This is a genomic window from Anaerostipes sp. AF04-45 (assembly GCF_003461725.1).
GTDB classification, from domain to species: Bacteria; Bacillota; Clostridia; order Lachnospirales; family Lachnospiraceae; genus Anaerostipes; species Anaerostipes caccae.
Genome location: NZ_QTXQ01000007.1, coordinates 24,667 through 46,212, shown reverse-complemented (window position 1 = coordinate 46,212; position 21,546 = coordinate 24,667). Strand labels below are relative to the sequence as shown.

At 43.5% G+C, this 21,546-nt stretch carries 19 protein-coding genes and 2 pseudogenes; 4 read left to right on the top strand and 17 right to left on the bottom strand.

The features are described 5' to 3' along the window. Nucleotides 1-34: 34 nt before the first annotated feature. Complete coding sequence (locus DWV34_RS11540; RefSeq protein WP_009290936.1) at nt 35-1,486, bottom strand: GGDEF domain-containing response regulator; 1,452 nt, start codon at nt 1,484-1,486, stop codon at nt 35-37. Beyond that, nucleotides 1,452-1,853 carry an Hpt domain-containing protein gene (locus tag DWV34_RS11535; RefSeq protein WP_243000855.1) on the bottom strand — a complete coding sequence of 134 codons (402 nt, stop codon included), beginning with the start codon at nt 1,851-1,853 and terminating at the stop codon, nt 1,452-1,454. Before DWV34_RS11535 ends, DWV34_RS11540 begins: the two co-directional genes overlap by 35 nt. A gap of 116 nt (nt 1,854-1,969) precedes the next feature. Here DWV34_RS11535 and DWV34_RS11530 point away from each other — a divergent pair, with 116 nt between their 5' ends. After that, complete coding sequence (locus DWV34_RS11530; RefSeq protein WP_118476258.1) at nt 1,970-2,875, top strand: PHP domain-containing protein; 906 nt, start codon at nt 1,970-1,972, stop codon at nt 2,873-2,875. A 28-nt stretch (nt 2,876-2,903) separates the two neighbouring features. Here the strand turns inward: DWV34_RS11530 and DWV34_RS18115 are convergent. Beyond that, nucleotides 2,904-4,315 (bottom strand): annotated as a pseudogene (locus tag DWV34_RS18115) (MATE family efflux transporter). A 230-nt stretch (nt 4,316-4,545) separates the two neighbouring features. Continuing rightward, nucleotides 4,546-5,127, bottom strand: a complete 582-nt coding sequence (locus DWV34_RS11520) for a LysE family transporter (RefSeq protein ID WP_009290933.1) — start codon at nt 5,125-5,127, stop codon at nt 4,546-4,548. A gap of 140 nt (nt 5,128-5,267) precedes the next feature. On the opposite strand from DWV34_RS11520, the gene DWV34_RS11515 reads away from it, so the two are divergent. Further along, on the top strand, nt 5,268-5,810 hold the full coding sequence (locus DWV34_RS11515; protein WP_118476381.1) for a helix-turn-helix domain-containing protein: 543 nt from the start codon (nt 5,268-5,270) through the stop codon (nt 5,808-5,810). Nucleotides 5,811-5,821: 11 nt separating this feature from the next. On the opposite strand, the gene DWV34_RS11510 is transcribed toward DWV34_RS11515, so the two are convergent. The 11 genes from DWV34_RS11510 to DWV34_RS11460 all read right to left on the bottom strand — a co-directional run bounded on the left by DWV34_RS11510 (nt 5,822) and on the right by DWV34_RS11460 (nt 17,865). Beyond that, nucleotides 5,822-6,292 (bottom strand): VOC family protein, encoded by a 471-nt coding sequence (locus tag DWV34_RS11510; RefSeq protein WP_006566358.1) that lies wholly within the window; start codon nt 6,290-6,292, stop codon nt 5,822-5,824. Next, nucleotides 6,289-7,707: an NAD(P)/FAD-dependent oxidoreductase gene (locus tag DWV34_RS11505; RefSeq protein WP_009290931.1), complete on the bottom strand. Its 1,419-nt coding sequence runs from the start codon at nt 7,705-7,707 to the stop codon at nt 6,289-6,291. The genes DWV34_RS11510 and DWV34_RS11505 overlap by 4 nt, the downstream gene beginning before the upstream one ends. A gap of 134 nt (nt 7,708-7,841) precedes the next feature. Further along, nucleotides 7,842-8,996 carry a mannitol dehydrogenase gene (locus DWV34_RS11500; RefSeq protein ID WP_006566360.1) on the bottom strand — a complete coding sequence of 385 codons (1,155 nt, stop codon included), beginning with the start codon at nt 8,994-8,996 and terminating at the stop codon, nt 7,842-7,844. Between the two features lie 91 nt (nt 8,997-9,087). After that, nucleotides 9,088-9,648, bottom strand: a complete 561-nt coding sequence (hxlB, locus tag DWV34_RS11495; RefSeq protein WP_006566361.1) for a 6-phospho-3-hexuloisomerase — start codon at nt 9,646-9,648, stop codon at nt 9,088-9,090. Between the two features lie 29 nt (nt 9,649-9,677). After that, on the bottom strand, nt 9,678-10,304 hold the full coding sequence (gene hxlA, locus DWV34_RS11490) for a 3-hexulose-6-phosphate synthase (protein ID WP_006566362.1): 627 nt from the start codon (nt 10,302-10,304) through the stop codon (nt 9,678-9,680). Nucleotide 10,305: 1 nt separating this feature from the next. Beyond that, nucleotides 10,306-11,460: a 3-hydroxyacyl-CoA dehydrogenase NAD-binding domain-containing protein gene (locus DWV34_RS11485; protein ID WP_118476379.1), complete on the bottom strand. Its 1,155-nt coding sequence runs from the start codon at nt 11,458-11,460 to the stop codon at nt 10,306-10,308. Nucleotides 11,461-11,479: 19 nt separating this feature from the next. After that, nucleotides 11,480-11,923 carry a PTS sugar transporter subunit IIA gene (locus DWV34_RS11480; RefSeq protein ID WP_006566364.1) on the bottom strand — a complete coding sequence of 148 codons (444 nt, stop codon included), beginning with the start codon at nt 11,921-11,923 and terminating at the stop codon, nt 11,480-11,482. Nucleotides 11,924-11,934: 11 nt separating this feature from the next. Next, a complete protein-coding gene (locus DWV34_RS11475; RefSeq protein ID WP_118476256.1) occupies nt 11,935-14,013 on the bottom strand; it encodes a BglG family transcription antiterminator in 2,079 nt (692 codons plus the stop codon). 63 nt (nt 14,014-14,076) lie between these two features. After that, nucleotides 14,077-15,501, bottom strand: a complete 1,425-nt coding sequence (locus tag DWV34_RS11470; RefSeq protein WP_118476254.1) for a PTS mannitol transporter subunit IICB — start codon at nt 15,499-15,501, stop codon at nt 14,077-14,079. A gap of 324 nt (nt 15,502-15,825) precedes the next feature. Beyond that, a complete protein-coding gene (locus DWV34_RS11465) occupies nt 15,826-16,608 on the bottom strand; it encodes a DeoR/GlpR family DNA-binding transcription regulator (protein WP_118476252.1) in 783 nt (260 codons plus the stop codon). A gap of 3 nt (nt 16,609-16,611) precedes the next feature. After that, entirely contained in the window at nt 16,612-17,865 is a 1,254-nt protein-coding gene (locus DWV34_RS11460; protein WP_006566369.1) for a zinc-binding dehydrogenase, read from the bottom strand. Between the two features lie 179 nt (nt 17,866-18,044). Between DWV34_RS11460 and DWV34_RS17710 the strand changes: the two are divergent. After that, nucleotides 18,045-18,381, top strand: a pseudogene (locus DWV34_RS17710) (class I SAM-dependent methyltransferase); the annotation flags it as partial. Nucleotides 18,382-18,576: 195 nt separating this feature from the next. Beyond that, nucleotides 18,577-18,825, top strand: coding sequence for a hypothetical protein (locus DWV34_RS17700; RefSeq protein ID WP_243000864.1), 249 nt, complete (start codon nt 18,577-18,579; stop codon nt 18,823-18,825). A gap of 60 nt (nt 18,826-18,885) precedes the next feature. On the opposite strand, the gene DWV34_RS11450 is transcribed toward DWV34_RS17700, so the two are convergent. Further along, nucleotides 18,886-20,739, bottom strand: coding sequence for a PTS mannitol transporter subunit IICBA (locus tag DWV34_RS11450; protein WP_118476377.1), 1,854 nt, complete (start codon nt 20,737-20,739; stop codon nt 18,886-18,888). 37 nt (nt 20,740-20,776) lie between these two features. Beyond that, the gene (locus DWV34_RS11445; protein WP_006566372.1) at nt 20,777-21,541 is read right to left on the bottom strand and encodes a DeoR/GlpR family DNA-binding transcription regulator; all 765 of its coding nucleotides are present in this window, start codon (nt 21,539-21,541) and stop codon (nt 20,777-20,779) included. Between the last annotated feature and the right edge of the window lie 5 nt (nt 21,542-21,546).

Below are 21,546 nucleotides of genomic sequence, written 5' to 3'. Positions count from 1 at the left end.
CGATCTTTGCCCGTTGATTTCCGATGATCTCATATTATAAATCTTCATCGCTGTCCATCTTGGAGAGCAGTGACTGAAACGGCATGTCTTTTGTCTTCTTATCATAAAATGTATACCAATTCTTTCCCTTATTTTTAGAGTAATAAAGTGCCTGATCTGCCCTCTTGATCAATACATCAAATTCTGCTCCGTCTTCCGGGAACTGTGCGATCCCTATGCTGACCGTTACCGGATATCCATGAAAGCCGTCCTGAATCTTCTGTTCTATCTCTTCTGCCTTTTTGAGTGCCGCATCCTTTCCTCCGATCCCGTTGAGAAAAACAATGAACTCGTCTCCCCCAATCCTGCCTACCACATCGGTTGATCTGACACAGCTTTTAATCTTCTCTGCTACGGTCCGCAGCACTTTGTCGCCAAAAGCATGACCTTTGCTGTCATTGATCTGTTTAAAGTCATCCAGGTCCAGAAACAGCAGTACGCCTGAAGAATCCCAATTCTCTTTCATAATCTTTAAGATCTTTTCTTCCAGCCCTTTACGATTATTGATTCCTGTCAAGGCATCATTGTCGGCCGCTTCTTTCCATCGGGAGATTTCTTTCCTGTGCTGATCTATATTGACGAATTTCCCTATCAGAGACAAACACATTCCATCGTCCATATCCCAGATAGACTTTATAAAACACTCATACCAAAGATATCCGCTGTCTTTTGTCATCAGCCGGATCTGTGCGCGCATCGTTGTATTGTCCGTACTCAGCCCTTCCAGATTGTTCACCAATACCTGCTTGTCATCGTCATAGATGATATCCGTTCTCCTTATCTTCCGGCTCACTTCCTCGATCACAGTATCCCGCCCGAATACCTCAAAATATTTTTCTGAAAAAGAAAGCGTATCTGACTTTACATCATAATCAAACATAATATCCCCGGAGAGATTTGCCAGTACCCGGTTCTTTTCCCTCTCCAGCTCAAGGAGATACAGCGTCCGAGTAGAAAGGGCATCGATCCGTGTTTTTGTGCCGGTATCCGCAGAAAGCTGATCCTCTGTATCTTCCTCAGTCAGGTGCTGAAGCTTCCCCATGCTGCTGATCAGTTCCATCCTTATGTACATGGACAAAATATTTTTTACTTTTTCCCTGATGATATCGGGGTTAAACGGTTTGATGATGATCTCTTCCGCCCCCATGGAGTATGCCTTCTCCAGAATCTGTTCTGAACCGTCCACCGTGATGACCACCACCGGGAGATGCTCCAGTACCCCCTTTTCTTTCAGTATCTCCATCAGTACGAAACCGTCCATGACGGGCATGACTAAATCAAGCAGAACCAAGTCTACTTTTTTCCTCGCATCTAAAATAATATCCAGAGCTTCTTTTCCATTGGCAGCTTCAATAATATAATAATTTTTACAGAAAATCTCATTCAAGATTGCTCTGTTTAATTCCACGTCGTCAACGATCAAAAGCGTCCGCTTTTCTGCTTCCATACTCTTTCCCCAAATTTAATCCAGCCCGGATATTCCCTGTACTACCTCTTTGTAAGCTTTCTGCACTTCTGAAAATAATCCATCTGCCTTCTCTGTCTCTTGTTCTCTTATGACGCTGACCAGGTCCGCCGATGCCTGAAATAGTTTTGAAAAACTCAGATTCGCCGCTACCCCCCTTCAATGTATGCGCCGACATTTCCACCTGCGGCCAGTCTTTTGCCTCCATCGCTTCGCAAAGCCGTCCATAGGTCGGGTCATCCGGAAAATTCTTGACAAACTTCTTTAAAAGATTTTCATTTCCCATAAACCTTCCGATGATAACCGGATAATCTTCGCCTCTTCCTCTATAAAAGTCTTCTAAATTCATATCGATAGCCCCCTTTTTCTGTCTGATCAGTCATTTATTTTAATAAGTATTTCTGTTAAATCCGCTTATCTTCATGATATAATATAATCAGCCAAATTACTAGGAGGAATTTAAAAATGAAAGCAGATCTTCACTCACATACTGTGCTGTCCGACGGCGCTTTAAACGTCGATCAGCTGATCTCCCAGGCAAAACGCGTCGGCCTGGATTATATCGCCGTAACAGACCACAATTCCACCCACTCTATTCCCGCTGTACTTGCTCTAGGAAAAGAACTTGGGATCAATGTCATCCCTGGGGTCGAGATCAACTCTGTTCACGAGGCTTCCGATACAAAACCTCATCTTCTCTGCTACTATCCCGCCGATGTAAAGAAGCTTCAGAGAAAGCTTGACCGTTATCTGGAATATCAGCGGCAGACGAAGCTTGCCATGTACGAAAAGCTCATGGAAGATTATCCGATCACGAAAGAACAGCTCTTTGAGGCTGCCCGGGAAAGTACTACCCTGTATGAAGTACATATGATGCAGGTCCTGGCTTCTCTGGGATATACAGGTACCCCTATCGGTGAACTCCACCAAGAGCTTTTTTCTTCCGGTTCTAAATACAAACTGACCCAGAAGGATCTGACAACACACGAAGCAGTCGGCCTGATCCGATCCTGCGGCGGTGTCGTAGTCCTGGCCCACCCGGGAGAATATAAAAATCCCATGTTCATGGAGATGCTCATTGAAGAAAAACTCATCGACGGTATCGAACTGAATCATCCGAGAAATGATGAGCGCACAAAGGACCATGTCAGATCTCTGGCCAAAGAACATGATTTATTTATGACCGGCGGCACGGATTTCCATGGTATATATACTAAGACACCTTATCCGATCGGCTCTTTTCTGTGCCCTGAAGAGGGGCTGGAACGTCTCATAGCTGCAGGCAAAGAAGCAAATGAATCCTATCTGCACTCCTCCAGACATGATGATGCTGATACTGCGGACGAAAAAGAAGCAGGAATCCCGGAATAAAGGGACCCTGCTTCAGACATTTCATAATCTACTCTGACACCAGATTTATTGTTTCTTCTCCTCTGTTAAAAGCTGTTTCTCTCTCCTCCTTTTCATCTTTTTTTAAATGTCCGAAAAGATACCGGGTTACGGCAATCACAGCGATGAATGAGATCATATCTGCCGCCGGCGCAGAATAAAGAGTCCCTTTTATCCCCAATAATTTTGGAAGAAATAGAACCAGCGGTACACTTAAAATAAAGTCTCTGAGCAGGGAGAGCCCCATTGAGAGAATTGGCTTCCCCAATGCCTGCAGAAAAATACTGACTGATTTTTGGATACAGCATAATACTATGGTACAAAGATAAGTTCTGAAAGCAAGAACCGCAAACTCATTGTAAAGTACACTCTCATTTCCAAATAGTTTGATGATCTCCATAGGAAAACATTCGAATATGATCATGGAAAACACACCTACGCAGGCTTCCGCCGCCATCATCAGCTTAAATATCTTCTTCACTCTGTGGTTCAGTCCTGCTCCGTAGTTAAACCCGATCACTGGCTGGGAGCCTGCTGCGATGCCTACAGAAAAAGCAATCACAATCTGGAATACTTTCATAACAATTCCCACCACTGTCAGCGGAATATCAGACCCAAACCTGGACTGTGCTCCGTAAATCACGAGCATATTGTTCATTGCCGCCATAATGGCTACGATCGAAATCTGTGTCAGAAAGCTGCTGATCCCCAGAGAAAGCACCTTTTTAGAAATTATGGGGTTCACTCGAAAACATTCTGTTTCCATCTTTATAGATTTCATATGGCAAAGATAATAAACTGCCAGAATCGCTGACACAATCTGACCGGTAATCGTAGCCAGGGCTGCACCCATCATTCCCCAATGAAATACAAAAATCATAATCGGATCCAGGATCACATTGATAACTGCACCAATGATATCATTGCAAACTGAGGGCTGCCGTCTGCCCTGATAATAGAGTTCATGCCATTGGAAAACATAAAAAACGGAATTCCAATCATGATATACACAAAATATTCCCTGGCATATGCAAAGTTATTCTCTGTCGCGCCAAAAGCCTTCAGAAACTGATCCTTAAACAGAAAAAGTAAAACAGTAAAAACCACACCTGCTGCCACAAGCAGCACAATCGCATTTCCTACGCTCTTTCTGGCTCTGTTCTGATCTTTGCACCCCTGGCAGATACTTAAGTTTGCTGCACATCCATCTCCAACCATCAGTGCCATCGCGAGTGCAATGATCGTAACCGGGAACACCACATTGGTAGCTCCATTTCCCAGATATCCGATCCCCTGCCCGATAAAGATCTGGTCTACAATATTATAAAGAGATGACACCAGCAGTGACATAATACACGGAACAGAAAATTTCAGCATGAGTTTCCCAATACTCTCCCGTTCCATAAAATGATTCTTTTCCATAAATTCCTCCAAACTTTTCATTGATTCATACAGAAAAAAATAGCGGGACTATAAGACTGTAACTTTCGCTGCGATTAGAGTCTTATAATCTCGCTACCATTTTCATTTCTGTCATATATTTATTTTCTAATATTTAGTATAGCAGGGTCATTCAAAGCTTCATAAGTCTTTTTTTATTTTTTGCCCATTTGCCCAAAAACAGCTGAATGAATCTTTGTTTTTTTGTGAATTTACATAAATAGTGAGACTGCACAGTAGATCAGCAGAAGAACCATCACCAGATTGACCGCACGGAAATGTTTTGAGAAAAAATTGCAAAAAGCCGACCCAAACAATGCCCATACAAAAGATCCTGACGCACCGATCAATGATAACATAATCGTAAATGCTGCTAAAGCGCCTGTCGACTGATAGGCGGGAAGAATATAAAGTGACATGGCTGTTATAGCATAAATGTATATTTTAGGATTAGCAAACTGTAAGATCATTCCCGAGAGAAAGCTGGCTTCACTTCCTCCGTCTGAAGTCATATCATTGGAACTCTTCCACAATTTCCATGCCAGGAACAGCATATAGGCAGCCCCAAGAAACTGCATGACAAATCTAATTTTTGGAAGAGAAGAATAAAGTGCCGTACTGAAAACCGTACAAATTGTCATAACTGCCGTAAAGCCGGCCAAGATCCCAAGATTAAAACGTACGCTGCGGCGAAATCCAAGGCGTATGGCATTGCTCATAGAGAGCAGATTATTTGCCCCCGGAGTATAAGCAGTTATAAAACAATAAATTACAAAATCATATAGATGCAGCAAATGAAACCTCCTTTTCTATTTACAATCCCGTTTCAAAATAATATAATAATACAAAACAGTTATTATATTGCACTCGTATGATATAATAATACAATTTGTACAATATATTGTCAATAGAAAGGAGTCTTTCTTTGGATACAATGAATTTAATTGTTGCCAAAAACATTAAACGTCTCCGTGAAAAGCAGAAACTCAGCATGGAGGCACTTTCAAAATTAAGCGGTGTCAGTAAAAGTATGCTGGCCCAAATTGAGCGCGGGGACGGGAACCCAACGATATCAACCTTGTGGAAAATATCAAATGGCATGAAGGTACCCTTTGATGCCTTGACTGTCCGTCCAAAAACTCCATACGAAATCATTAAGACAGCAGACATAGAACCGCTGCTGGAAGATTCGGGAAGGGTTAAAAAATATCCGCTTTTTCCGGATGACGCCGACAGGAAATTCGCCGTATACTATCTGAAGTTGGAACCATACAGCCGCTGGGAGTCCGAAGCACATCTGAAAGGAACGACAGAATTTATCACTGTATTTCACGGAGATCTTGAAATATGCGCTGATTGTCACAAATTTACCTTAACAAAAGACGAAAGTATACGATTTCCGGGAGATACTGCTCACTCTTACCGCAACACCGGAAACGATACTGTCGTCTTATATATGATCCTATTTTATCCATAGAACTCAAAGGATCATTCTTCCTTATCTAAAAGTTTTTGCAGATCTTCTGCCGAGGCATCCATCTTGCTGGAAACTTCTTCCATAGTAAGTCCCGAATCCAGAAAACGGGTAATTACCATTTTCATTGACTCTCCCACTTCGATGAGATGCCCGTCCGGATCATAAAACCTGATGACACGCTGTCCCCAGCTGTGCTCGATCACATCTCCCAAATGCTCAGCATCCGGATAAGTTTTCAGTTTTTTCAAGAATCCATCGAAGTCCTCTTCTTCAAAGCAGATCTCGATGTTATTTGTTTTTTTCAGAACTGCCTCTTTTGGTATGTTCACCAGCCAGTCAAAGTCCTGCTGCAGTGCAAGTCCGCAAGTAAAGGATATATTGATGCCATAATCCTGGTAAAGCTCCAATCCGAATAAATTCTCATAAAACTTTCTGGATTTCTTAATGTCCGATACGGATAAGACGGTACATATATATCTCATATAGATACTCCTTTCGCAGTTAAAATACTCCTGGCTGCGCTCAGCCCGTTAGCCGATGCCTGCTGAAGGCCCCTTGTGACTGAGGCTCCGTCACCGATTGCCCGAAGGCCTTTGATGTTGGTTTCAAACGCCTGGTCTGTGACGACTTTATTGGAATAAAATTTCACTTCCACTCCATAGAGCAGCGTTTCATCACTGGCCATCCCCGGCGTCACCTGATCCAGTGCATAGATCATCTCTTCAATCGCTTTCATAATTCTGTAAGGAAATACCAATGACAGATCCCCCGGCACCGCATCCCTTAACGTCGGCGTGATGTTGTTTCTGAGAAGGCGTTCCTCTGTCGTTCTGCGTCCCCGGACAAAATCTCCGAACCTCTGGACAAGGATCTTTCCGTCGCAGAGCATATTGCTGAGCTGCGCGATATGTTTTCCATACTGGATGGGCTCTTTAAACGGCTTCGTAAAATTTTTCGATACAAGAATTGCAAAATTAGTATTCTTTGTCTTATATTTTTCTGCCTTATATGCATGGCCGTTTACTACTGCAAGTCCGTCCTCATAATATTCTGTGGCCACTTCTCCTGAAGGGTTGGTACAGAACACGCGGACTTTATCGTCAAAGGTCGGCGTATAATATACCAGCTTTGCCTCGTACAGGCTCTTGTTCAGTTCTTCCATGATTTCATCCCGAACCTCCACTCTGACGCCTACGTCTACGGTTCCCACCTCAGTCGCAATCTCGTGTTCCCGGCACAGGTTGCTGAGCCATTCAGATCCTTCCCTGCCCACGGCGGCAACAACTTCCTCTGCATAGAATGTCTCTCCTTTATCGGTGACCACACCCCTCACCCGTCCTTTTGCAGTCAGAATATTATCAACCATGGTGTTAAATTCCATCCTGACCCCCACGCCAAGCAGGTGCTCCTGAAGCCTTTGGTATATCTTATATCCCTCTTCCGTGCCAAGATGCCGAATCGGACACTCGATTAATTTCAGATTGGCTTTAATTGCCTTTTTTCTGATCCTTGCAATTTCTTTTTCTTCATTCAATCCATACACTTTTGTGTCCGCTCCAAATTTCAAATAGATCTGGTCCGATTCTTTCAGAAGCTGCTCTGTTTCTTCGTATCCAAGGATCTGCGGCAGATTTCCGCCCACATCCGGAGAGAGGGAAAGCTTTCCGTCAGAAAAAGCTCCTGCACCTGCAAATCCGGTCGTAATGGAACATGGCTTACAGCCCACACACACTTTTGTTTTCCTTTTGGGACAGGACCGGTCTTCAATCCTTCTTCCCTTCTCTATCATTAAGATCTTTAAATCCGGTTTCTTTTGTGAGAGTTCATACGCACAGAAAATCCCCGAAGGCCCTGCTCCTATAATAATGACGTCAAATTTATTTTCCACAATATACACACCCTTTCCTGTATTTTTCCACTGTTGTTAAACATAAAATACAGACTTATTGTAACATAGGATCAGGATAAATAACAAAGAAAGCTGTCTCCCCAATGAAAAGGAACACAGCTTTTTTGCCAAAATTATTCTTCTTATTTTATCAGTCCTCTGTCTTTCAGAGCTTCATATTCTTCCACTACTTTTCTCAGAATAGGGCTGTCTTTTTCAAGTTTCGTATATTTATGCACAGTCTCTTCGATCCCCAATTCTTTGATTTCCTCCTGAAGCTTTACCGCATTTTCATCCTCTGGCTCCGTATATCCAAAGCCGGCTGCCATACCTTTTGCAATCGCTTCATAAGGGAGACCATGTTTAAGGCACCTCTGTGCAGCTCCGGTAAGCCTGTCTCCTCTGGAAAGTTTTCTTATCGGATCAAATGCTACTCTGTAGATGGAATCCGGAATCTCTCCCATCGGCGTCGGAAGATTTTCCAAATGATCCAGCTCCTCTTTTGTAATATCGTATTCTTCCATGATCATATCGAGAATCTCTTTATGCGCCTGATAAATAATGCCGGCAATCTCCTCATCTTTTTCGGCATCCGGTATCGTTTTATAACCTTTCAGATAACCCCAGAAAGCAGTTGACGCATGAGGTCCATTGATTGCAAACACTTTTAAATCCTTCAGAGTTTCTATCTGGTCATTCAGTTCCAGCCATTCAACATCGCTGAAATCATTATATACAGGAGTCTGAATCAGAAGCGAAGCAACCGCCATCGTCACTATCTCAGTGGCATAGTGAGTCTGTGCATCTGTTCCTCTCCGGATAATAGAATCTCTGACTGCTACATTCGTATCAAACCACGCTTTCACATCATCCGGGAGTTTTTCCTTAAAACTTTCTATAATTTCCGGGATCAGATAATTTTTGTTTGTCACACAGATAGCGGTCAGCTTTTTCTCAGGCTGCTTTTTATAAAACTCAGTGAAACACTTAGATAAATAATGTCCTGCTTCCCTAAAATCTTTTGGATAAAGCGGCAGCATAATAACATCCGTATTCAAAAACGCATCCATGCAGGAATAATTTTCATCACAGACATAAGCCTCATACCCTGAGACAGTCCGGTTCTCAATAGAATCTACCCTGTGGACTTCCACGTGATAACTCCCTGTCCTCTTTAGTTCCTCGACCACCCTCGGATCCTTGTCTAAAAAAGCGATTTTCCATCCGGCATTATCGAATGTTTCTCCAAAAAATCCTTTTCCAAGGCGTCCTGCTCCTACAATCATAACCTGTTTCATAGTCTGAAATTCCTCCCTACTGTCATGTCTTCTGGTATTGTGTTATATAAAAGGGGCTCCAGAAAGAGCCCCTTTTATATCATATTTGTTATTACTCCATATTTGCATGTCTTGCAAACAGATCGTCATCTGACTGACTTGTAATCCTCATCAGATCCATAACCATACAGTCATATGTAATCCAGCTTAACTGCTCGAATCCGGAACCGGCAGCCTGAACAGTTCCCGCACCCTCATGATTGTCACACTTCTTCGTAACTCCCGGAAGAGTGATTACCGCATCTGCCATAGATCCGATCGTGTTCTCAGGGAACATTGTAATGGTCGCTACCTTTGCTCCCTGGCTCTTTGCCTTTTTGGCATTAGACACAAGGCTCGCGGTATTTCCGGAACCGGAACCGACGATCAGCAGATCTCCTGCCTGAATCGACGGTGTGGTCGGCTCGCCAACAAAGTATACGGTATACCCAAGATGCATCAGACGATTAGAAAATCCTCTGGCAGCAAATCCGGAACGTCCCGCACCGCTTATAAAGATTCTTTTTGCCTCTGTGATCAGTTTTTCCACTGCCTCGATCTGTTCATTATCTACTTCTTTTGCGTTGTCGGTTAATTCTCCGAGAATCGCCATCATATTTTTACATTCTGTCATAATCTTTCCCTCCAGTCTCAATTTGTGGTTTAAAGCATCGCGTCTTTGATCGCTTTTGCTTCCGCAACCGGATCTTCTGCATGTCCGATCGCAGATCCTACAATAATAATCTCCGGTTTTAAGGCAACATATTTATCGATGGTCTTACTGTTAATACCTCCGGCCACAGCGATCTGAGCCTTCTTTGCATGTTCTGTCATAACCTGAAGATCCTGGATCGGCTCTCTGCCTGCTGCCTGCTGGTCAGCCCCTGTATGAACTGCCAGGATGTCAACTCCGATCTCTTCCATCTTTGCAATTCTAGTCGGAAGATCTTCCACACAGATCATATCCACAACGAGTTTTCTGTCATAGTCTCTTGCCGCTTTTAAAGCGCCTTCAATGGTCAGGTTATCAGAAACACCCAGGATTGTAGCATAAGCAGCACCTGCCTCATAGGCATAGCTTGCTTCCAGATATCCGCCGTCCATGATCTTTAAATCGGCCAGGATCTCTTTGTCCGGGAAGAAACGGTGGAATTCACGCACACCCCTCATTCCTTCGTCCATAACGAAAGGAGTTCCCACTTCGATAATATCGACATGCTCCGCAACCTTGTCAGCGAAACGCAGTGCATCTACAAGGTTCATTTCATCTAAAGCTAACTGTAATTTCATATTATTTTCCTTCCTTTAATTCGTTGTAATCTTTGACGATCTCATCAAACATCCTGGTTCCCGCTTCAATACCTGTAAAATGAGTCACTGCATCTTCAATGCCGTTGTCAGCCACATACTGCATCAGCTCAACAGACTGCTCATCCTCTTTGACGTCGAACAGGAATGTCGCTGCAATACCTCTCAGGAGAAGTGTATTTTTGAGTCCCCTCTCCTCACATTGTACAGCCGGTCCTACCAGACGGTCATTCGGTGCAAGCTTTCTGATCGGCGCCCTGGAGATACGTGTGATCGTGTCTTTGATACCAGGAGTACAAAAACGGTTTAATGCAAACGTAATGTAGTCTTCCATTTCCTTCTCGGTAAATCCGTGTTTTGCAACCATCAGAGCCGCAACTTCTCTCATGACTTCTCTTGTCATTTCAATGTTTTCCGGCACCGCGAAGTAATCCTGGATGATCTCATATCCCATCAATTTTCCGATATAACCGGACCATGCGTGTCCGCAGTTGATTGTATAAAGTTTTCTCTCCAGGAACTTCTGAAGATTATCGGTATATTCTGCTCCGGCAATCGGAAGTTTCTCTGGGTCTACCAGCTTATTCACTTCCACTGCCAGCTCGTGATCTTTTCCGATGTCAATTCCGTCTCTGCCGTCTTTGTCGGTACCGAATACCATACGGTCTACTGCCGTATTCGGGAATGCCGCTGCTTTTAGGAAGTCATCCTCAGAAGCAATTTCAGTTTTGACAAGTTCCTTTAAGAGCAGATCTCCGTTGAACAATGCGTTCTCACAAGGAATTACATTGACTCTTTCTTTGCCTGCTTCCAATCTGGCTTTCAGCCCTTTTGCGAGAGTACCTGCAATTTTAAGGAAATTGTCTGCCAGCACTGCCGTAGTGACTACGTCTGCTTCCACGATTGCCTCCACGACTTTGTCTTCTTCTGTGATCGGAGAGAGAGCGGAAACCTTGTCGATTTCTTTTCTCCTGTAATCCTCCTCGATCACGTATAAGTAGTAGTTATGGTATTTGTTCAGTTCCTCGTTGACTTTCTCATTTACGTCCACGAATACGATTTCATATCCTGTATCATGCAGCAAGTCTGCGATGAACCCGCGGCCGATCTTGCCAGCCCCAAAGTGTACTGCTTTCATTTTATTCCCTCCGTCTGTTTTAGCGGACCACATCTTTAAATACATTCAGTATTTCTTCTTTGGTCTTTGCATTTCTAAGTTTTTCTACGTTGTCAAGATCTGAGCATGCCACTGCGATATCTCCTAAAATCTCAATATGCTCATTGTTCTTACCTGCAATTCCAATGATGACATTTGCAGTTTTTCCTTCATAGTCTACGCCCTCAGGAACCTGGATAAAGGAAATTCCTGAAGCCATAATCCTTTCTTCGGATTTTACGATGCCGTGCGGAATCGCAATGTGATTGCCGATGTAGGTAGAGACCACTTCTTCCCTCTTCAGCATATCATCTATATATTCTTCTTTTACGTAACCATTGTCTGCAAGGATCTGTCCCGCAGCCCGGATAGCCTCTTCCTTCGTAGCAAAGGATGCGTTCAATCTGATGTTGTCTTCGTTAAAAATACTCTTCTTATCTGCCATAATGAAACCTCCTAAATTGATTCTCCTATATAATGTCTGAACCTGTGTCCAAAGCATTGCCTGATTTCTTCTTCGTCGCCCTTCTCTATTAACTTCATGACATCCCGGTCTTCGATGATCAATTCAGTAATATATCGCAGAAACATCTGCTGTACTTCTTCCATTTCCGTTGGATAGAAGAAAAATATAATGTTACTGACCGCATCACCCTCCTGAGGATCGACCATTCGTTTCTCTTTTAAATGGTAGACGAAAAGAAGCGGTTTTTTTATTTTCTTTAAATAACACTCAAAGTAACTGATTTCCGTCGTCGGTATGGTAAAACGGCATTCATTTCCATGCCGGATCACATAATTCTTAATCTCCTGTTCACCGATAAAGATTCCGGCTTCCCAGATCGTGTGTTCCAAATTTGAAAATAAGTGGTTTTCATCCTTCAGATTATTAATTTCATACACATGGAATTCAGCCAATAAGTCTACTGCCCACGTAGTTAATTGTTTTAACTGTTTTAAAGATACAATACTGTTGCTGCTTTCTAACTCCGCCGCCTTTCTTTCCTGTTCCTCAATCTTCCTTAAAGTCTGATGCTTATGCCTTCTAATTTTTTCTTTTACAATCTCCAGCTCATTATCGTTCAGGAGCGGAGAAACTTTCAGATACTCCCTGTCTTTTAAATACAGCGGGATGGTTGACAGGATCAAGTCATAATCGTTTAAGTCTTCTTCTCCCAGCCCTACCAAAGATACAATCTTTCTTACATAAATCTCGGGTATCTCCCTCTCCAGACGGCTGGCCAGCATCTTGGAAGATCCCATACCGCTGGAACATACCACCAGCACCCGGAATGTCTTCTTTGTAATGTTGTCCAATGATACCGCAAAATATAATACCAGATACCCTATCTCATCATCCGGAAAATAATCATCCGGAAATACTTTTCTGACCGTATCTTTTATAATGGAAAACAGCTGCGAATAATCTTTTTCAATGTCGCGGATAATTGGATTCGAGATACTCATTCCGCTCCTTGTCCGCACCAGGGCTTTATCGATATGCGTCAGCAGTCCGTCCATAAGCTTTGTATCCTGGCTCAGAGTAATGCCCATACGCCCTTCCACCAGTTCTACAAACTCTTCAATCTTTGGCTTGAGCACAAAATTTTTGACAAACACATTTTCATTGTTCCTTTTTCCGACACTGATATCCATAACCCACAGAAGATATTCTTTTTCTGCCTCGTCCAGGGAAATGGAATATTTCTTTTCCAGCATCCGGATCAATGCGGCAACAACCTTCTTCTGGTTCTTGTCCACTTGTTCCACAGTAAAATCTGTACTGTATTTCCTGTTTCCGATCTTGTGTCTGCGGATCAGAAGTGACACCAGCATGACTAATTCTGCATAGTTCTGGTCAAGTATCTGATAATTTTTTTGGATCAGTTTATGGCTGATATCTCTTAATATTTTTTCACATGTCTGAAACAGGTCCATATAACCATATTCATCCAGCTTCTGCATAAAAGGATGAAACTGCCTGACATTCCCTGCAAGCCAGTGTACGATCACATCCACATCTGTGTTTTTCATGATGATATTGACCATCAGATGATCCCTCGCCACCTGCTCACCGCTCAGGCAGATTCCATCTCCCTTTTTTGAGATTAATTTAATATTGTACTCCGGAAGAATTTTCTCAATCTTTTTCAGATCATTCCTGATTGTCGGGAGGGATGTACCCATATCGATTGCCAATGCTTCTGTCTTCATGAAGTCATCCTGATGAAGCAGTTCTAAGAGAACCAAATACATTCGTTCCTTAGGGTCTACTACCTGGAGTTTTTTATGTTCCCCTAATTCTGTCTGGAGTTTCTGAATAGGTTCAGGCAAACCGACAGCCCGGATTCCTTTTTTACTCACCGTTTCCAACGTAATCTGATACTGCCTTAACACTTCTGTCACCTCAGGGATTTCCCGGTATACGGTCCTCTCTGAGACATTCATCTTGTTGGCAATATCTTTCATGGTTACGAAACCACGGCTGCTTAAGACAATCTGTATGATATCTTTTACACGATTAGACATCAGCATAATTTTGCAGCTCCTTTACTTAGAAGGCGCCATAATTCTTCAATTATGGCGCCGCAGTCTGACTTATTCAGCCATGTCTTTAATCTTCTTGGCAATTGCTGCCTGTTCAGCAGCATCCAGGAAGTTTTCGATCGCAATGACCGGTACTCCCGCAGGAGCCGCACTCTTCGCAGCTTCATATAAGTTTTCGTTTGTAACAATAACATCGATGTCTGCCGGTATCTGATGAATAGATACATGATTTACATCTATGTACATTCCGATCTTATTCAGCTGTGTCTTCAGCATGGAAGCTCCCATGGCACTGGATCCCATTCCTGCATCACATGCAAATGCTACCTTTTTAACCTGGCGTTTTGGAAGCTCTGCATCGTCTGCTACAACAGCTTTCTTTTCTTCTCCAGGAGCGCTGTGACTTTCAACAAACTGGCTCATATCTAGTCCGCCTACTTCTCCGACCTCATCTTCCGGCGTCTTATCGCGTTTAAGGAAGAATGCAACGATAGCGAACGATACGATCGCGGCTATGACATATCCGGCCAGGTTGACGAACAGCTTTCCTTTCGGTGACATAATTGCCAAGGCAATGATTGATCCAGGAGATACTGCTGCTACTGCGCCACCGCCCATGATCTGGAACCAGAATAATGCTGCAATGGAACCACAGATCGGTCCAAGAATAGTGATTGGTTTAATCAAAGCGTAAGGGAAAGATACTTCACCGATACCACCGATGATGTGAATGATTGCTGCACCAGGTGCAGATTTCTTTGCCATACCTTTTCCAAAGCACATAAATGCAAGTACAAGTCCTGCCCAGTTACCACCATTTGCCTCTACAAGATACAGGATAGATTTTCCTGTCTGTGCAGCCTGTTCAATCGCAAGCGGAGTAAAGATACCGTGATTGATCGCGTTGTTTAAGAACAATACCTGTCCCGGTACAACGAAGATTGGTGTGAATGGAAGGATACTGTGATCGATCGCAAAGTTAACGCCTACTGTTAAGATATTTGTGATACCTGCAAAAAGCGGTGTGATTACAGAGAATCCTGCGATCATCATGAGTGCTCCAATGATACCCATGGAGAAGTTATCTACTAACATTTCCAGACCTGGTTTTACACGTCCTTCTAACAATTTGTCAAACTGCTTGATGATCCATGCACCGAGAGGTCCCATGACCATACCACCGATCATCATGGTTGCTTCTGAACCAATGACAACACCGATTGTTGCAAGTGTACCTGCAACGGCACCACGTCTTCCATATACTGTATGACCTCCGGTGTATCCAAATAACAACGGGATCAAGAACTTAAGTGTCGGGCCTACGAGTTCGTTCATCTTTTCATTTGGGAAATATCCTGTCGGAATAAATAATGCTGTGATAATACCCCATGCAATCAGGGCACCAATGTTAGGCATTACCATTCCTGAAAGGAATCCGCCCATTTTTTGGACTTTAGCTTTGAAACTACTTGCCATAATAATCCTCCTTTTTTTCCTTCTCTTTTTGGTATAATTTTTTGCTGCAGTTAATGGTTCATATCTGATAAACGTTTATCTATAATTCCATTATATTGATTGTATTTCCATACGTCCACTATTGCCAGTGGTAAATTTTGCAGAAGATTTTTTGACAAGATTTTCTTACATTTTCCTCCTTTTAATAACCTTATAAACCATATAAATACGCGGTTTGTCAGTTCTATCCAACGCAAAAAAAGGAAGAAAAATTCTCAATAAATTTTCTTCCCTTTTTGCTTGACAATTTTTTAAATTATAACCGGTGGTAAGATAATTTCCAGGTTATTCCTGAACTTTCATCTTACACACCCTGACCTTGATTCCCTGCTTCTCAAGTTCTTTTTTGTCGGCAGTCTGGATTCCCTCATCAGTGATCAGATATTTAAAATCACTGTTCCTCGCAAACCGGCAAAAGGTCTTCCGTCCAATCTTCGTACTGTCGCACAGCATATATGCTTCTGTTGCGGTCCTCATCATCGCACGCTTCATCGCCGCTGTCTCCTCATTGGGCGTGGTCAGCCCTTTGGAAACTGACAAAGCGTTTGGTGACAAGAACAGTTTATCCACGGAAATCCTCTCAAGAAATTCAATCCCCAGGGAACCAAAGGTACATTCAAACTGGTTCCTCACAGTTCCTCCGATCAGTATCACCTGAATAGAAGGCTTTTTCTGCAGTTCAAGAGCGATGTTCAGATCATTGGTCACTACCTTCAGGTCATTAAAGTCTGTCAAAACCTTTGCAAATTCCAGCATGGTAGAACCGCTGTCGATCAGGATAATGTCTCCTTCCCTGACGAACTCTTTGGCACCCTGTGCAATGATCCTCTTTTTATCGGGATTTAAGTTCCACCTGGAGGCAAGAAATGCCTCCTTTGTGACTTCTTCTTCCTTTAGCAGTGCGCCCCCGTGGGTCCGAATCAGGTGTCCCTCTTTCTCCAATTCACTTAAATCGGACCTTATGGTGGCGCCGGTCACATGGAATTCTTCCGACAGTTCATGGATGCCAGCCCTCTTATGTACCCTCATATAAGCCAGCAGTTCTTCTTTCCGCTCTCTTGCAAACATAAGTTATACTCCGAAATGATCCAGTAAAATTTCTTCTGCTTCTTTGTTCCACAATCCCTGATTTTTGTCGCATGCATCGGCAAGCTTCGCAAACAGAGGATCGGTCTCACCCAGTTTTCTGAAGTCTTCAATCGCTGTCAGAGGCATATCAAACTGTGTATAGGTAAGTTTCTTTCCCCCCGGTATCTCAGGTAAATGAAGAGTTGTATCAACGATTGCGTCAATGCCTCCCACATGAGTGATCATAACAGCAGGATTGACCTCTTTCTTGGCGATCAGATCGAGCGCTTCCAGAAGGTCTGCCTTAATGCCCCCTGAAGATCCCAGAAGCTTCGTATTTCTGTAATGGCAGTCATAGAGGTTCATGTCTGCGGAAAATTCACTGTCAGAAGGACCTGCGAACAGGTTCATGCAGCCGTCGAATGCAAGGATCTTGTTTCCTGTCTCTGCAATCGCTTTTACCGGAGCGTAAACAAATACGTCATGGTATCCCTCTCCTCCGGTGAGATCCATCAGTTCTTTGACCTCATCATCCATCTTTGCTGTGTTTACATAATGTAATTCCACACCTCTTGCTTTTGCATCTTCCTCAGAGATCACTTCTCTGGCCCGGTTGATTCGGTCGTCGTTGATCTCCGTAACAACAACCGTCTTCGGTTTGTTTTCCATGGCAAGTGCATAACTGATTGCGCCCAGTCCCATCGGTCCGCATCCTCCGAGGATCGCAATGTTCCCTCCCGCTTTTGCGCCGATAAAATGTTCGTGTGTCTCCGGCTTCGTATGATAGTTCGCCATATATCCGCCGATGATACAGTACATAGGCTCTGACACAGATACTTCATAGAAAGCATCCCCGTCATAGTGGAGCAGACAACCCTTCTCAATCACATCATTAGGAACGATGCAGTATGTCACTGCGCCTCCGAAGTGTTCATAGGAATACCCCGGTGCTCCCATCTGATCCGGAATCCCCGGAAGTACTACAAATCTCTCTCCCACTTTATACTCGTCTGCCCACTTTTCTCCGACCTGCTCGATCACACCGGAAAATTCATGGCCGATGATGACCGGACGTTCTGCTATGTCATCCGGTACGCGGATATGTCCGCTTCCCAGCTTGACTTCTTTCCATGTAGACATACAGATGCTGTCACTCATGACTTTCAAAAGCACCTCGTCTTCTTTGATCTCCGGCAGTTCAAACTCTTCCAGCCGAATATCCTTTGCCCCATACATTCTCACACCTTTAGCCTTCATAATTCCCTCCTGGCTTTTTAAAAATTTTTATTATTTTTTAAAAATTTCGTATTTTTTTCATTTCACAAATATCATACCACGGGTTCTCACATTTGGCAACAGGCAATTTATTTGTGCGTACCAGTCTCCATCATGGTATACTCAAAAAAATGATTAAATAAGCAGGGAGATGAATACAGATGGGTATCTATGAATTTAACGGCAAAAAATATGAACAGGCTTCCAGACATCAAAAAGAATGGGGTCAAAAACTTTTTTCGGACCTTCATCTTAACGGCAATGAATCTATTTTAGATCTGGGCTGCGGGGACGGGGTCCTGACGGAACAGTTGTCCATGCTGGTGCCCGAAGGCAGTGTTATTGGAATCGATGCTTCAATCGGAATGATCAATACTGCAAAAAAACATAAAAAAAAAGAATCTTCAGTTTCTTAATATGGATATGGCAGACATGAACTTTATGAATCAATTTGATGTCATTTATTCCAACGCCGCACTGCATTGGGTGAAAGATCATTCTCGTCTCTTAAACCAATCCTACTCCGCTCTAAAACCTGGAGGAAAGATCCTATGGAATTTCGCCGGCGAAGGGAACTGCTCGGATTTTTTTGAAATCATCCGTAACATGATTCAAACGGAACCATATAAAAAGTATTTTCAATCTTTTCAATGGCCTTGGTATATGCCTTCAAAATTTGAATATGAAGGATTAATGAACCTCACAGAGTTTAAAAACATCGTGGTCACAGAAGAAAATGCAGACCGGTTTTTCACTGATGCCGAAGAAATGATTGGCTGGATCGACCAGCCCAGCCTTGTCCCTTTTATGCAGTATGTACCCGAAGAATTAAAAGAAGCATTCCGAAACGAGGTTATAGACGCTACACTGAAAAGAGCCATACAGCCGGACGGCACATGCTTTCAGCCATTTCGGAGATTAAAAGTCAGCGCAGTCAAATAAAAAGGAGCTTCTGATAAAACAGTTGTGGGTTATAAACTGTCTTTCAGAAGCTCCTGCTTTTTATTTCAGCATATCCAGTACATCCTGAACATTGCCCGCAGTCTTTAATTTTTCAAGGTTATCCTGGTTATCGATCACCTGAGTGATCTTACCCAGCAGTTCCAGATGTTCATTTCCAATTCCGGCGATTCCGAATACTAACTGTGCTTTTTCATCTCCAAAATCCACACCGTCAGGATACTGTACCAGAACAATACCTGTTTTCTTAACCTTATTTTTGGCATCTCCGGTTCCGTGAGGGATCGCAACTCCCATTCCAAGGTAGGTGCTAACTGTCCGCTCTCTCTCCTGCATAGCCTCAATATAATCTTTTTCTACATAGTCGAGCTCATAGAGTAAATTTCCTGCTGCCTCAATGGCTTCTTCTTTGGAAACACTCTTTTGTCCGAGTTTGATTCCCTCTTTTACCATGACCATCGGGTTTGCCTCATCCTCCGATGGCGACTTCTCTGCTTCCTGTACAGCATCTTTTGCCGGTAAATCTCTTTCTTTCTGAAGCTGCGCCAGTTTGTCATACAAATCGTCGATCGCCTCATCCTGAAGAAAGTTCTTAATTGTTACCAGCTGTGCATTTGGTGCACTCTTTGCCGCACGGTCAGCCAAAACTTCCTGGCATACAACTACATCCGTATCTGCAGGAACCGTATCTACAGAGGAATTGATCACTGTAATGCCAAGTCCGAGAGACTTAATCCTGTTTCTGAACTTTGTTGCCCCCATAGCGCTGGAGCCCATGCCTGCGTCACAGGCAAAGACGATTTTTTTGATCTCTCCTGCTTTCTTTGCAATGCCTTTGCTGGCAGCCTTCATATTCTGAACACTGTCTGAGGCTTCTTCCAAACTCTTTCCATTCGACATCTTGATGATCGGAGCAGCCACGAGGAAAGAAACAACCGCAGCAATCACGACTCCAAGCAATACGGCCAGCGTTGATCCCTTAGGTGCCATCGTCAGGAAAGCAATGATGGATCCCGGTGATGCCGGTCCGGTAAGTCCGATGTTAAATAAAGAGTAATAAAATACTGCACATGCTGAACCTGCAATAGATGCTATGATAACAACAGGATTCATCAGTACATAAGGGAAATATATCTCATGGATTCCTCCGAAAAAGTGGATGATGATCGCACCCGGTGCGGAATCCTTTGTCCTTTTGTCTTTAGAGAATGCCCAGTATGCGGACAGCACTCCGAGTCCTGCTCCAGGGTTTGCCTCGATCATATACATAATGGATTTTCCGGCGGCCTGTACCTGCTCTCCTCCGATCGGAGTGAAAATACCATGATTAATCGCATTGTTTAAGAACAATACTTTTGCCGGTTCCACAAATACGGATACCAGTGGCAGCAGGCTGTGCCCGATCAGGAAATCAACACCGGCTGTAAGCACTGTAAGGATCGCTGTCATAACAGGCCCGATCAGGTAATATCCGATGATTGCTAATATCATTCCGATGATACCGACGGAAAAGTTGTTGACCAGCATTTCAAACCCTGCCGGGATATGTCCGTCCACTGCCTTGTCAAACTTTTTAATGACCCATCCCGCAAACGGACCCATAGCCATGGCTCCCATGAACATAACTTCGTTGCTTCCGCAGATAACACCCAAAATAGCGATAACTGCGATGACTCCGCCCCGTTCTCCGGCCACAAGCTTACCGCCTTGATAACCGATCAGAACCGGAAGGATGTACTTCAGCATCGGATCGACCATTGTTGCAAGTTTTACGTTCGGGAACCAGCCCTTTTCAATAAACAGTGCTGTAATCAGTCCCCATGCAATGAATGCACCGATGTTCGGCATAACCATTGCACTCAAAAATTTCCCAAATTTTTGTACTGCGTTTTTCATATATCCATCTCCTTCATTTCCGTGCAAATGTTCCCCCTCATTTGCAGATCTTTACTTCAAGTCCCTGTTCTTCGATCGCTGTTTTATCTAATTTGGAAATTCCGGAATCCGTGAGCATTAATTTAAATTCGCTCAGCCTGGCAAACTTACAAAAAGCTCTCTGCCCAATCTTTGAGCTGTCGCAGAGCATATAGATTTCTCCTGCCGCTTTCATCATAGCCCGCTTGAGCTCTTTCATCTCTTCATTGCTCGTAGTCGCCCCCTCAAAGACAGACAGAGCATTCGGAGACAAAAATACTTTATTCACTGCTATACTCTTAAGAAAGTCAGTACCGATGGCTCCCTGAGTCAGTCGAAAATTATTTCTCACTTTTCCCCCGACAATATAGAGTTCAATCCACGGATTTTCCTGCAGTTCCAACGCAATCTGAAGATCGTTGGTGATAACTTTGATGTTTTTCGCATCTTTTAACAGCAGCGCAAGCTCCAGCGTAGTGCTTCCGCTGTCCAAGATAACCGCGTCTCCCTCTTTCACATAAGCTCTGGCGATTCTGGCAATGGCTTTCTTTTCTTCTTCGTGCCCTCTTCTGAGTGATAAGAAGTCTTCTTTCTGTAAAACATCTTCTTTCAGCAATGCACCGCCGTGGGTACGGACGATGGACCCCTCTTCTTCCATCGCCCGCAGGTCAGCCCGCAGGGTCGCCCCGGTAACCTGAAACTCTTCGATGAGCTCTTTCACCTCAGCCCGCTTATGCTTTTTCAAATATAATAGAATCTGTTCTCTTCTTTCCTCTGCAAACATTGGCA